This window comes from Flavobacterium sp. 270 (assembly GCF_004368785.1).
In the GTDB taxonomy this organism is placed as follows: Bacteria; Bacteroidota; Bacteroidia; order Flavobacteriales; family Flavobacteriaceae; genus Flavobacterium.
Genome location: NZ_SODM01000004.1, coordinates 37,433 through 50,421, shown reverse-complemented (window position 1 = coordinate 50,421; position 12,989 = coordinate 37,433). Strand labels below are relative to the sequence as shown.

The 12,989-nt window shown below is 33.9% G+C and carries 13 protein-coding genes; 10 read left to right on the top strand and 3 right to left on the bottom strand.

The genetic code is table 11. The annotated features are described in order from the left end of the window. The 5 genes from EV144_RS24185 to EV144_RS15100 all read left to right on the top strand — a co-directional run. On the top strand, window positions 1-901 hold a 901-nt coding region (locus EV144_RS24185), incomplete at its 5' end, for a DUF5977 domain-containing protein (protein WP_243854674.1). Between the two features lie 30 nt (window positions 902-931). Next, window positions 932-4,396 (top strand): DUF6443 domain-containing protein, encoded by a 3,465-nt coding sequence (locus EV144_RS15110; protein ID WP_134150007.1) that lies wholly within the window; start codon window positions 932-934, stop codon window positions 4,394-4,396. Next, window positions 4,393-4,956: a hypothetical protein gene (locus tag EV144_RS15105; RefSeq protein ID WP_134150006.1), complete on the top strand. Its 564-nt coding sequence runs from the start codon at window positions 4,393-4,395 to the stop codon at window positions 4,954-4,956. The genes EV144_RS15110 and EV144_RS15105 overlap by 4 nt, the downstream gene beginning before the upstream one ends. Window positions 4,957-5,175: 219 nt before the next feature. Continuing rightward, a complete protein-coding gene (locus EV144_RS24180) occupies window positions 5,176-5,334 on the top strand; it encodes a hypothetical protein (protein ID WP_166670583.1) in 159 nt (52 codons plus the stop codon). Window position 5,335: 1 nt separating this feature from the next. Beyond that, window positions 5,336-5,938 carry a hypothetical protein gene (locus EV144_RS15100; RefSeq protein WP_134150005.1) on the top strand — a complete coding sequence of 201 codons (603 nt, stop codon included), beginning with the start codon at window positions 5,336-5,338 and terminating at the stop codon, window positions 5,936-5,938. A 548-nt stretch (window positions 5,939-6,486) separates the two neighbouring features. On the opposite strand, the gene EV144_RS15095 is transcribed toward EV144_RS15100, so the two are convergent. The 3 genes from EV144_RS15095 to EV144_RS15085 form a co-directional block, all read right to left on the bottom strand. After that, on the bottom strand, window positions 6,487-6,963 hold the full coding sequence (locus EV144_RS15095; protein ID WP_134150004.1) for a hypothetical protein: 477 nt from the start codon (window positions 6,961-6,963) through the stop codon (window positions 6,487-6,489). 68 nt (window positions 6,964-7,031) lie between these two features. Next, window positions 7,032-7,736 carry an SDR family oxidoreductase gene (locus tag EV144_RS15090; RefSeq protein ID WP_134150003.1) on the bottom strand — a complete coding sequence of 235 codons (705 nt, stop codon included), beginning with the start codon at window positions 7,734-7,736 and terminating at the stop codon, window positions 7,032-7,034. A 567-nt stretch (window positions 7,737-8,303) separates the two neighbouring features. Beyond that, on the bottom strand, window positions 8,304-8,639 hold the full coding sequence (locus tag EV144_RS15085; protein ID WP_134150002.1) for a DUF3761 domain-containing protein: 336 nt from the start codon (window positions 8,637-8,639) through the stop codon (window positions 8,304-8,306). Here EV144_RS15085 and EV144_RS15080 point away from each other — a divergent pair. The 5 genes from EV144_RS15080 to EV144_RS15060 all read left to right on the top strand — a co-directional run bounded on the left by EV144_RS15080 (window position 8,631) and on the right by EV144_RS15060 (window position 12,842). Then, complete coding sequence (locus tag EV144_RS15080) at window positions 8,631-9,008, top strand: hypothetical protein (protein WP_134150001.1); 378 nt, start codon at window positions 8,631-8,633, stop codon at window positions 9,006-9,008. The genes EV144_RS15085 and EV144_RS15080 overlap by 9 nt on opposite strands. A 12-nt stretch (window positions 9,009-9,020) precedes the next feature. Further along, a complete protein-coding gene (locus tag EV144_RS15075) occupies window positions 9,021-9,329 on the top strand; it encodes a hypothetical protein (protein ID WP_134150000.1) in 309 nt (102 codons plus the stop codon). Continuing rightward, window positions 9,329-9,661, top strand: coding sequence for a helix-turn-helix domain-containing protein (locus tag EV144_RS15070; protein WP_134149999.1), 333 nt, complete (start codon window positions 9,329-9,331; stop codon window positions 9,659-9,661). Before EV144_RS15075 ends, EV144_RS15070 begins: the two co-directional genes overlap by 1 nt. A 781-nt stretch (window positions 9,662-10,442) precedes the next feature. Continuing rightward, window positions 10,443-11,798 carry a mercuric reductase gene (locus tag EV144_RS15065; protein WP_134149998.1) on the top strand — a complete coding sequence of 452 codons (1,356 nt, stop codon included), beginning with the start codon at window positions 10,443-10,445 and terminating at the stop codon, window positions 11,796-11,798. Window positions 11,799-11,984: 186 nt separating this feature from the next. Beyond that, window positions 11,985-12,842, top strand: coding sequence for a helix-turn-helix domain-containing protein (locus EV144_RS15060; RefSeq protein WP_134149997.1), 858 nt, complete (start codon window positions 11,985-11,987; stop codon window positions 12,840-12,842). Window positions 12,843-12,989 lie beyond the last annotated feature (147 nt).

Below are 12,989 nucleotides of genomic sequence, written 5' to 3'. Positions count from 1 at the left end.
TGAGATAAATGCTAACGGGCAGGCATTTGCCAATGATAACAACAATGCAAAATGTATTTTTACTAATGTTGTAAAAAGCAGTGTATTTACCAGAAACAACTGTGCATCCGGAGGCAGTCCTCAAAATGCTACCTATACTGTTCCAGCAGGACGCTACAGTTCAAACAGCTCTCAGGCAGACGCAGATGCGCAGGCACAGAATGAGATTAATGCTAATGGACAGGCATTTGCTAATGATAACAATAATGCAAAATGTATTTTTTGGAATACTGCATCAAGTGCTGTTATTACAAGAAACAACTGCACCTTTGGCAGTACATCTGGAAGTGCAACTTATACAGTTCCAGCAGGCCGTTATAGTTCTGATGTTTCTCAGGCTGCCGCAGATGCTCAAGCCCAAACAGAAATTAACAATAACGGACAGACCTATGCAAATAACAATGCAATATGTACTTTCTGGAATACTGCTAAATCAATGACAGCTAATAAAAATGATTGTGCTGCAGGAAAATATGGCTCACCTGGTACTTATACAGTTCCGGCAGGAACTTACAGTTCCACTTCAAGCCAGCTTGATGCAGATCAAAGAGCTCAATTCGATGTTAGTGTTAATTATCAGACATACATAAATTCAATTGGAACATGTTCATCCGAAACTTATAGTGTTTCTATGGATGATTATGATTCCAATATGTCAACGATCTGGATAACGGTTACTTGTAATTCTTCAAGTCATCCTGCAAGGACGATTTCTCCTACGATTGCATATAAATATCCTGTTAATCAAACCTCTTACATAACAAAACAGCTCGCTTTTGCAGCTAATAAGACAAGTGTAACTTTCCAGGTATCGCTCAATTTTGTAGGAGCGCCAACAATTCAATCCTATATCATTCAATAATTCTATTTGAAAAATATAAAAGCAACCTACATGAAAAAATATATATTATTATTGATTTTTTTATCATTTGCAAGTATGAGCTTACAGGCCCAGACTTTCAGTGATGATAATTTTATCTATACAGCATCACCAAAAAAGCCGGTACAATCAGCGAGTTATAACACTTTGACAAAAGATGAAATTAACCAGAGCGTTACTTATTTTGACGGGCTCGGACGTCCTGTGCAGACCACAGCAGTAGGACAGGGGGGAAATGGAGAAGATATGATCACACCTGTGCAGTACGATGGATTTGGCAGGCAGATCAAAGAATATCTTGCTTATCCGGTGGTTAATGGAGGTACAAGTTATCTAAAAATAGATCCTGCTGCTGCGGTAAATGCAGCAATTTCATTTTATAGTTCACCTAATTATCAAAATACTTCAAATCCTTTCTCGGAAAAGAAGTTAGAAACGTCTCCGTTAAACAGAGTCTTAAAACAGGCAGCACCGGGAACTGCCTGGGCAATGAATAGCGGTCATGAGATAAAATTTGATTATCAAACCAACACTGCAAGTGAAGTTAAATTGTATAAAGTAACTACCGCCTGGGATGTAGGATTAGGTATGTATTCCATTACTTTTGTAGATGGCGGCAGTTATGGAGAAAACCAGCTTTACAAGACAATTACCTATGATGAAAATGCAGCTGCAAATCCAGTACCCGGCAGTGAACTATTAGGTTCAACAGTAGAATTTAAGAATAAAGAAGGGCAGGTAGTACTGAAACGAACTTATGACGCCAGTGATAAACATGATACCTATTATGTTTATGATACGTATGGCAACCTGACCTATGTAATTCCTCCAAAAGCTGACGGTGCGATAAACGATGAAGTTTTAAACGGTTTATGCTACCAGTATAAATACGATAATCGTAATAGATTAGTAGAGAAAAAGCTTCCGGGAAAACAGTGGGAATTTATAGTGTATGATAAATTAGACAGGCCGGCAGCAACAGGTCCTGCATTCTCTCCATTTAAAGATGATTCTTCTGTTGGATGGATAATTACCAAATACGATGTTTTTGGAAGGCCGATCTATACAGGCTGGATGAATCAGGCTTCTAGTTCTGCAGCAAGGAAAACATTACAAAATGCTCAGGATAGTGCGCCAGTCTATGAAAGCAAAGATGTAACAAAATCTATAGACGGTATTGCGGCATATTACACTAACGCCAATGTTCCTACGAATTTTAAACTTTTAACGGTAAACTATTACGATAATTACGCATTTCCGAATGTAAAAACACCACCCACAACAATATTAGGACAGACTGTTTTAGTGAATACAAAAGGACTTGCTACCGGTACATGGGCAAGAGCTGCTACAACGGCATCTGCCATGTTAGGAGAAACCACGACAACTTTTTATGACAGCAGGGCACGTCCTATAAGCAGTTGTAAGAAAAATCATTTAGGCGGTTATCTGCAGATCGATAATCTGCTTGATTTTTCAGGTAAAACTTTAACTGCCAAAACAGAACATCAGCGCTCTGGAGGAACAGTAATACAGATTGAAGAAAATTTCAGCTATACTGCTCAAGATCGATTATTAACCCATACCCATAAAATCAATGGAGTCGAACAGCTGATGTCTGATAATAAATATGATGCGTTAGGACAGCTTGAAAGTAAAAAAGTAGGAAACAATATAGGAAGCCCTCTGCAAAAAGTTGACTTTACTTATAATATCAGAGGCTGGCTTACCGGGATAAATAATGTAAATGACCTGCAGAACGATTTATTTGCTTTTAAGATTAATTACGATACACCTCAGTCTGTTACCGGTGTCAGCGGCTTATATAACGGTAATATTTCTGAAACACTCTGGACAACAGCATCCAGCCCCTTAATAAGAGGTTATGGTTATAAGTACGATAAACTTAACCGATTGAAAGATGCTGTTTATGAAAAGAGTTCGGTGCTTACAGGTATGTACAATGAAAATTTGACCTATGATAAGAATGGTAATATTAAGCTGCTAAATAGAAAAGGCAATCGGGACGCTCAATTGCAGCCGTTTGATTTGGATGATTTAACATATAATTATCCGCCAAATTCAAATCAGCTTTTTTCTGTGATTGATGCTTACAATATCCCAGGAGGATTTAATGATTTTAATAAAAATGGAGATGATTACAGTTATGATGCCAATGGTAATTTAATTACGGACAAAAACAAAAATATTACCGCTATTGATTATAATCAATTAAATCTGCCTAAGAAAATTACATTTGGGACATCGGGCAGTATTGAGTATATTTACAACGCATCGGGACAGAAAGTGGAGAAAAATGTAACTCAGAGTAATGTTACAGTAAATACAAATTATTTAGATGGTTTCCAGTACAAAGACAGTGTTTTGGAGTTTTTCCCGACAGCAGAAGGCTATGTTAAAAATAATGCAGGTACACTTTCTTATGTTTTTCAGTACAAAGATCATTTAGGAAATGTGCGCGTAAGCTATTTTAAAAACACAATTGGTGTTACTGAGATCTTGGATGAAACACATTATTATCCTTTTGGATTAAAACATACTGGGTATGTTGCTTTGCCTGAAAGTAATAATAAGTATAAGTATAACGGAAAGGAGCTTCAAGATGAGAATATTGGTGGGAATCAACTTAATATATATGACTATGGGGCGCGAAATTATGACCCTGCACTTGGGCGTTGGATGAATATTGACCCTCTTGCTGAGAAATATGATAATTTTTCACCGTACGTTTACACAATTAACAACCCTATATTTTTTATTGACCCAGATGGCATGCGTATAAAATGGGCAAGCTGGAATGACGTAAAGAATGATAAGAAATTGAGTGAACAATTCTCTTCAAGAAAAGAATATAGGGAAGCAAGAAGAGAGCTTAAAAAACAGTATAGAGAGACTATGAAAAATTCAGAAACAGCGTCAGCAATTTACCAAGATTTAAAAGATGATTCTGCGACACATACAATTTATGCAACTAAAGATACTGGCGGAGCAACAACTGTTACCGAAAATGGAGGAAGTAATATCAAAATAGGTATAGGTGACGGTTCAAATAATTTCCTAGATGGCATAAGTAGTAATGAAGCTAACATTCAAGCACAGATTGGACACGAAGGAGGACATGCATGGTTAAAGATGAATGGTTTAGAAACAGAAAAAAGTGCACCGAATATGTCAACGGCAAATAGCTTAGATGTAGCAATTTATAATAGTTATTACGAAAAACGTGAACGTGGAGCATCGCATATCGAAAATATTATCAGGGGAGAGTTAATTTCTAATGGTGCGAAAAATATGAATCTAAGCTCAACATATCATGGTCAAACTCTCCAATATACAGGTGGTTCTCTTTTTAAATATGACTTTCAAACCTCCGCATTAAAATTATTGCAAAATAATCCATATAGTGCTCAAGGGTATTTAAACAAAACGTATAACCTTCCAACACCAAAAAAATGAAAAAGTTGATTGTAATTTTATTTGCTATTTTCAGTTATTCATGTCAAAGCCAGAAGAATAATATTTTAAATTACGAATGTAATGTCATAAAAACGCAAGATTTAAAAGAGTTTGATTCATTGATTAAAAGTATTGATACTACGAAATTATTCAATAATGCACTTAAGAATTTTGAAAATACAAAAGATGGAGTTCTATTTTACAAATTAACTTCAGGTAATAAGTTTGGATATTTTACAATTTTTACTGAAGAAGATTCAAAAATCTATTGCCAAAATATTTCAAAAGATTTGAGTAAAAAAGTAAATGTAAATGATAAAGACAGACAAATAATAATTAATGGAATAGAATTAATTAAAGAATCTAGTACTTTTTACTATGAGCAATGTAACAAAGATTCTACAGATTTTATTTATCTTCTAATTATTAAGAGAGAAGGGAAAATTATCTCAAAATATCTTTCCCATAATTATAGCGAATATTTAGATGATAATAAGAATAATGATTTAAAAACTATTAAAAGTCTTTTAGGAGTTTCTTACATGTATTCTTATAAATAGATTTAGAACCTTAGTAATGTATGAGATGTGTTGGTGTTTAATAATTCCATCTTACATTTACATATTATCAAAGATTACAGTTATATCGCAGTAAAATTGCAACAACCATCGGGTTGTCCAAACAAAAAAGCCACTTCAGTATGGAGTGGCTTTTTGGTTTTTATATATTTTTTGGATTTTTAGAAGAAAAGTTTTTTTAATTATCAATACTCCCAACCTATGAAAAATGATAAAGAAGGACGCGCTAAATTTTTTTTTGATTATATATCTCAATTAAAAACTGTTCTAAATCCTTCTCAAGTGCAAAAAATGGTTAACAGAGACATTAACATGTCCTATGCTGAAGGTCAAAATGATAATCCTAAAAAAAAGAAATAAAATGAAAAGAACAATATTGACATTTTGTTTAATGGTTATGTCCTCTATTTTTCTTTGTTGTAACAAAAGAGAAAATCAAACAGTAGAAAAGAAAATATATTATAAAATTAGCTCTCACGAAGATAGTTTGATTGGTTTTTGCCTAAGGGAGTATCAATTTAAGAACGATTCAATTATAGAAAAATATATATCAACTAATTTAAGAGGAAAAAAACTAATTGCATTTAGACAAGTATTTTATAAGCAAGGATCAGATCTTTTTATTTTTTCAAATGTAAAAAATGATACCAATAAATACTTATATTTTAGAAGAACAAAAAAAGACACTTGTCTTTTTGTAGATAGAAAACTCGAAATTTTTTTCTTGTGTACTAAAGGAATTATAAATTTCAAAGGCTATAAAAATGTTTATAAAATTTATTATAACGAAGAAGGATCCGAACCTAAAAAAGAAAATTTAATACTTAATAAAGATTATACAATATTAGCTAGATTTGAAGACTCTAATGATTATAGAAAAGAACTTATTATGAATGAAAATGAAGTCGGAATAGTAGTAAAATCAAGATTTGATTTGCTCACAAAAAAGATAGCATGGTGGTAATGCCGGTAGCGAGTGTTACGTATTAGGTGTCTTTATGAAATAACAGTGTAAAGTGCTGAAAAAGAATAAAAATATTAATTATTGAATAGAAAAAAGAGGCGACCGATAGGTCGCCTCTTTCGTTTTTTGTCTTTTAATATGTATTAAAATGATTTTACCTTGCCTTAGTGTTTCAAATTAGGTCATGAAAATAAAATGTAATTTTGACAAAAACGGGAAATTTACTTGTGTAAAATTAGTGAAACTGTTTATATACGAGGAAGTAGTGCCAGCCAAAAAAAGAGCAGGATAATTAAATACATATATGCTAAAAATAGTATTAAGGTAGGTGAAGGTGTTTCCGTTGACATTAATTATGCATATCACGCTTATAAATTAGATCTAACCAGAATATTATTCAATTAACAATTGAAGATTTATTATTGAAAAGAATGGCATAAAAGCTTCAGAGAAATTTGAAGCTTTTATTTTTATTTATTTGTTTAAGCTTTTCCATTTATTGAAAAACACTCAGGTGGTATAGTCAAAAAGTTTTTACAGCAGCAATTTCAATGCATATAATTTCCAAAGTCTAAAATCAATGATTTGTTATCGGAATGGATAAAAAGAACTCTGGTTAAGCTCCCGTCTTGATTATCAATCAGATATTCATAACTGTCTGCGTCCCATAAGTCCGTCAGATTAAAAATGTTGCTTTTTACTTTTTCTGCTAATTGATTCAGGCGGTCAATATGATAATTACTTTTGAATAGATCTGGTGCTGTATTGAATAAGGCTAAATGGTTAAGGCACCATGAAAAATTCTCATTTATTCTCTCATTGATGTTTTCAACAATTTTTTTTGTAGGCTGTATCTTTTCGGTGAAAAAAAAATCCGTACCGGTATTGTTTGGAGAGGAAAATATAAAATGATCCTGGTCATTTAATTTTCCGCCTGTGTTGATCCTTATGTGGATAACTGCCGGATTATACCCGTCTGATAACACACTCAGGAAATCAGAAAAGAGCTGTATGGAATTTTCCAATAACTTTATGCGGACTAGTTCTTCTTCATTAATTGTCATTTACGTATTAGGATTTGAATTGAAGCAGATTATTTTGTTTTTGTCGGACGGACTTCTATTTTGCTTGGCAGTACATTCGGGTTCATTCTTAAAAGATCCACGACCATCTGTCCGATGTCTGACGGCTGGATCTTCCAATTATCAGCTTCACCGGGCGTATGGCCGTTAAAGTTGGAAGAGACTGATCCAGGCATAATAGTGGTGCACTTTATATCATAGTCCCGAAGGTCCAGCATAGCAGCCTGTGTAAAACCCACCAGACCGAATTTTGAGGCATTATAGGCGGCGCCGTTAGCAAAGAAATTTGCTCCTGCTAGAGACGCAATTGAAATGTAGTAACCTTTGTTTTCTTTGAGCTGTCCTGCAGTGGCTTTCAAGGTATGAAAAGCTCCCGTGAGATTGGTGTCAATCATTGTATTCCAGTCCTCAAGAGACATTTCATCTATAGGTGCAAATTTTCCCACCCCTGCATTGGCAATGACAATATCGAGTCTTCCGAATTTCGATACAATCTGCTCAACGGCTTTGAGCTCGTCATCAAAATTTCTGACATCAGACTTTAGGATCAGTACATTCTGGTTTCCTAATGCCTGCTGTGCTTTTTCAAGAGCTTGGATATCCCTGCCTGAAATAGCTACTTTTACACCGTTTTTGACTAAAGTTTCTGCTATGCCAAAACCAATGCCTTTTGCCGCTCCGGTTATATAGGCTGTCTTGTTTTCTATCTTTTGCATTTTATAAGATTAGTTTAAGTTTTTACTGTTAGGTCTTGAGTCTTGCTTTCAAGAGTATGGACTGTAAAGGCAGGATTTTTTATAAAAATACGATAAATTTTTTGTCAGTGCCTTTGCTGTCGGTGATTTGTTTTAGGATTGTAATGGGATGATTTTTTTATTTCTGTTAGATAGTTTTAATATGATTTAGGCTGGTGCTGGGAAGATCGGTTGGAAGATGTCTGGTTTATGATGAAAAAGTTTGCAGAGGAAGAGGTTCCGCTTTTATTTATTAAGAAGAGTAGTAATTACTGGATTTCGTATGTTATATGAGAGCAGGTACAGAAAAAAAAGTGTACCTCGAATTTTTAACCAATTCTTTAGGCAGATATACATTCGCCCGAGCCTGACATAGGCAGATTTTGCTACTGCTAAGATTTTAGCTTCTGAAAAAAATGTGCCACGATCCTTCTGCCAAAGCTTGAGCTTTGCAAATTATAAAAAATCTGCTTCAACTTTTTGTATACAAAAGTAACCACAGCCATTAGTGTGTCCCCAATTTTTAAAACCGCTGTTAGGAAATGTTTTTTAATCCCACCAATATTCATATCTCCAGCTTCTTACTCCATTATGATGTGAACAAGTTCCACTGCTAGTAGAGTAAGATGATGTTCCATCGTTACATATCGCTCCAACTCTTTTCCTAGAGCCACAAGTGAAAAGTATTAGGAATATCAATAATATAACTGCAAATTTTGGAAACTTAAAAGAAAAATCATTTTGGTTACTTTCTGAAATTTGTAATTGATTTCTTTGTTCTCTTAAAATTTGTTCTCTTTTTTTCTCCTCTTTTAGTTGCGCTTCTTTCGGATCAAACTCGACTTTAAAGATGCCGAGCCAAATGGTAACTTTAAAATGACCCATTATCATCAGAATTACGGCTATAATCTGGAAGCGGCACTGGAGAAACATTCCATAAAAGGATTGGATACTCCTAAGTTTAAAGAGGACCTGATCAATTCATTAAAGAAAGGAAATATACAGTCTGTGACTTTTGTAGTGGGAGGCGAGGAAAAAAAACGATTTGTAGAAGCCAATCCGCAGTTTAAGACTGTGAAGGTCTATGACCACGCAATGCTCCGTATAAATGATCGTGAGAGCAAAGATCAAAAACAGAAAGATTCGCAAGATAAAACTATCTCTAAATCACAGAAGAAAGCTTCGGAGAATGATGATGAGAGCTCGGGACAAAAAGAAACTAAAAAGGAGAAGAAAAAATCACAATCGATTTAACAGCCATTGATCATGGAAAACCTTAAACCCTTAACAGATTTTTTTTCAATTATTGAAAAAGATTATCGAATCAGTAGCACGCATACTGCCATTTATACTGCTTTGTTGTGTTTTAGAGCCGTTAAGGGTTTTAGCAATCCTATTGAGATTTTCAGGGTAGAATTATCACCCTTTGCCAAAATATCTTCCAAATATACCTACCATAAGTGTCTGCAGGAACTGCATGAATACGGTTATCTGCGCTACGAGCCTTCGTTTAAAAAAACAAGAGGCAGCAGGATTTATTTTTTTGACTTTGAAATACGTAAAATTATACAGTGATGAAACCTTTTACTTTTGAAGACCTTCCTAACATTCTCGGAACACTTGTCATGCGTGTCGAAAATATTGAACGTCTGGTAAAAGAAATAAAAAATGGCAGAAATTCTGAAGATTTTGATCCAGAACTCTTAACTATACTACAAGCTTCCAAGCTGATCAATCTTTCTGTTGCAACCATTTATTCTAAAGTATGCCGAAATGAAATTCCTGTAAATAAGCAGGGAAAAAAATTATATTTTATAAAATCAGAACTTCTGGACTGGATTAAATCCGGGCGGATAAAAACAATCAGAGAAATACAACGAGATGTCAATCAGAGATGCATTAAGTAAGACTCTCTTTCTTTAAACCTGCAGATCTGCAGGTTTTTTATTTTATATTGAAAATCAACAGCGTCATGAATTTTTTAAGTTCTAGTTTTTTTGAAACATAGAGATTTAGCTCTCTCATCTATTTAAGGACTGTATCAGCTGATATTTGACAGCCGAATTTTTGAAGTTCAAATAAATTACGTGGAAGTAGTTGTTAAATAATCGTTTACCGATTTATTAATTGTTTTAATTTTTATATTTGCTTAACTACTATCTTAAAAATGTTCTGATTAACATGATTGTTTTCCAGAAATACAACTCTTTTTGATAATTTGTTTTGTAAGATTTTTGCATCAATAAATTTGTACCTTATTTGTACCTCGACTTAGCTTAGCCCTTATAGAATAAGGAAAGTTAATTTCTGCATCGGGAAATAGAAGGCACAAAGAATCACAAAACAAAAATAACAAAAAGAGTTAGAATGTTTATAATTAACATTTTAACTCTTTTTTTATTGAATTGTGTTTTGAATCTGCTGTATAATAAAAGTAATTTTCTTATTTTTTTGTTGCTTTTTAATTGTCACCCATTGGTTTCTTAGTTTGTTATTTATTTGCTTTATTTTATTAAAAATCAGTTATTTATGTGTAAATTTAAATGCTAAAGCAACTGTTGTGGGGTAAAATTGTCCTAAACTGTTTAAAAATTCTATTTTTTCTTATTGTACGATTTTGCAGTTTTTTGGATTACAAGCAGCAAATAAAATTTTTAAAAATCAATACGTCATAAAAGCCAAACTAGTATGAAAAACTTTGATTATATTATTATAGGAAGCGGTCAGGCAGGTTCTCCTTTGGCATTTAGCTTATCGAAAAAAGGAACGGTAGCGCTTATTGAAAAGAGTTTTATAGGCGGAACATGTGTCAATAATGGCTGTATTCCCACCAAAGCCTATGTAGCAAGTGCCCGCAGAATATGGGATGCCTTTCATGGAGATGAATTGGGTATCGAAATTCCGCAGGGAAGCAAAGCTAATCTCAAAAAAATTAAGGAACGAAAGGATAAGTTGGTTAAAGATTCCCGGTCGGGGATTGAAAAAGGCATTTCCTCAAATGAAAAAATTACTTTATACAGAGGCACAGCGCATTTTTTGAGTGATTATGTAATACAGGTTGGAGATACCATACTTTCTTCAAAAAAAATATTCATAAATGCAGGTGCAAGAGCATTAGTTCCGCAGGAATATGCAAATGTTCGTTTTTACACCAACGAAAATATTTTGGAAATTACAGATATTCCCAAACATCTGATCATTATTGGCGGGAGCTACATTGGTTTGGAATTTGGACAGATGTTTCGAAGGTTCGGTAGCGAGGTTACTATTATTGAACGTAGCGAAAAATTAATAAGCAGGGAAGATGATTCAGTCAGTGACACGGTAGCTGAAATAATGAAAAAAGAAGGTATAAAGCTTGTTTTTAATGCAAAGGAAATCAGTGCTTCTGAAAACAATGAACAGGGCATTACGATCAGGATATACAACAAGGAAATAAAGGGATCTCATCTTCTGCTTGCAATAGGCCGTCTGCCCAATACCGATACGCTGCATATAGAGAATACAAATATAGCAGTGGATGAAAGAAACTACATAAAAGTTGATGATTATTGCCAGACCAATGTGGAAGGCATTTTTGCCATTGGCGACTGTAACGGAAAAGGCGCTTTTACGCATACTTCATACAATGATTATCAAATTGTAGAGAGTTTTCTATCTGGCAAGAAAGCAAGAAAAATCAGCGACCGGATTACCACTTACGGTTTATTTATAGACCCGCCGCTGGGCAGGATAGGCATGACCCGGAAAGAGGCTATTGATAAAGGCTACGAAATTTTGGTGGGTCATCGCCCAATGACAAAAGTAGGGCGTGCCAAAGAAAAAGGAGAAAGCCTGGGTTTTATGGAAGCGTTGATTGATGCCAAAACCAATCTTTTTTTAGGAGCTTGCGTTTTGGGAGTCGGCGGGGACGAAATTATTAACGGAATCACCAATTTAATGTATGCCAAACAGCCTTACACCATTTTGCGTGATGCAGTGCATATTCATCCTACAGTCAGTGAGCTTATCCCGACGATGCTGGAAGATTTAAAAATAAAATAGATATCCCTTATAATACAGCAATTTCAATTATTGAGAATTAATTAAAGCTGTACAGATTCTCTGAATTTGTATAGCTTTTTTTCTGTTGTGCCGTCTTTCTAGCAATAAGATGTATTTTTACCAACGATCAATACAGGGAGCTTAAGTGCAAAAAAATCTGATAGTGTAAAATACAAATAAAAAATTATGATAAACAATTATAAAAAGCACGATCTGTATGGGAAAACACTCATTCAAAAAATTGAATTAATTCCGCCGTTTAATTTTGACTTTCCGGTTACAGAGCAGGCCTGTTTTTTGTATGTGAAAGAAGGAGAGATTGAATATCAGGTTGATGACGAACAAATAAACATAGCTACCAATTACTCGTTATTATTAAACTGTATGCAGTCTGGTAAACAGCTGCAAAATTCAAAATCAGATAATAATTGTGAAATTGTGATTGTTACTTTCTATCCAGAGATATTAAAAAAAATATATGACAGGGAACTTCCATTACTGCTTCAGAAACCTAAAGATGTTATTTCAAATAAATCAAGCGAAAAAATAAATAATGATTTTTTAATTCAAAAGTACATCGAAGGATTATTATTTTATTTCGAAAATCCTTCTCTGATTAATGAAGATATATTAATTCTCAAAGTAAAGGAAATTATACTTTTATTGTCTCAGACACAAAATTCAGAATCAGTACAGTTAATATTATCACAGCTTTTTTCGCCTGCAGTTTATACTTTCAAACAAATAATTGAAGCAAATTTGTTTTCGCAGCTTACAATAGAAGAACTCGCACAGCAAAACAATTTGAGCGTTTCATCATTCAAGCGTGAATTTTCCAAAATATACAATGATTCTCCCGCCAATTATATTAAAGCTAAAAAGCTGGAAAAAGCTGCCGAACTGTTAGAGTTTACAGAGCACCGCATTACCGAAATAGCCTTTGACTGCGGTTTTAATGATCTGGCAAATTTCACAAAAAGTTTTACAAGCAGATACAATATCAGTCCGACAAATTACCGCCAGAAACTAAATAATAAATTATAATTGTAAACCTCTTTGTGGATAATTTTTAAAGCATCGTTATGATTTATTTTGACGATGCTTTTTTTTGTGAACCAAATTGCCAAATAATTGGACGAATCAGCAAAACCATTTTTCAAGATCTATCGGAAGTTTGCAATGTATTTCAAA

What these genes read in the sequence shown, in the direction of transcription:
- EV144_RS15075 (WP_134150000.1), top strand. Translation starts at nt 9,021, where the DNA reads ATGGAAAACCTTAAACCCTTAACAGATTTTTTTTCAATTATTGAAAAA.
- EV144_RS15080 (WP_134150001.1), top strand. Translation starts at nt 8,631, where the DNA reads ATGACCCATTATCATCAGAATTACGGCTATAATCTGGAAGCGGCACTG.
- EV144_RS15065 (WP_134149998.1), top strand. Translation starts at nt 10,443, where the DNA reads ATGAAAAACTTTGATTATATTATTATAGGAAGCGGTCAGGCAGGTTCT.
- EV144_RS15085 (WP_134150002.1), bottom strand. Translation starts at nt 8,639, where the DNA reads ATGGGTCATTTTAAAGTTACCATTTGGCTCGGCATCTTTAAAGTCGAG.
- EV144_RS15070 (WP_134149999.1), top strand. Translation starts at nt 9,329, where the DNA reads ATGAAACCTTTTACTTTTGAAGACCTTCCTAACATTCTCGGAACACTT.
- EV144_RS15110 (WP_134150007.1), top strand. Translation starts at nt 932, where the DNA reads ATGAAAAAATATATATTATTATTGATTTTTTTATCATTTGCAAGTATG.
- EV144_RS15060 (WP_134149997.1), top strand. Translation starts at nt 11,985, where the DNA reads ATGATAAACAATTATAAAAAGCACGATCTGTATGGGAAAACACTCATT.
- EV144_RS24180 (WP_166670583.1), top strand. Translation starts at nt 5,176, where the DNA reads ATGAAAAATGATAAAGAAGGACGCGCTAAATTTTTTTTTGATTATATA.
- EV144_RS15090 (WP_134150003.1), bottom strand. Translation starts at nt 7,736, where the DNA reads ATGCAAAAGATAGAAAACAAGACAGCCTATATAACCGGAGCGGCAAAA.
- EV144_RS15100 (WP_134150005.1), top strand. Translation starts at nt 5,336, where the DNA reads ATGAAAAGAACAATATTGACATTTTGTTTAATGGTTATGTCCTCTATT.
- EV144_RS15105 (WP_134150006.1), top strand. Translation starts at nt 4,393, where the DNA reads ATGAAAAAGTTGATTGTAATTTTATTTGCTATTTTCAGTTATTCATGT.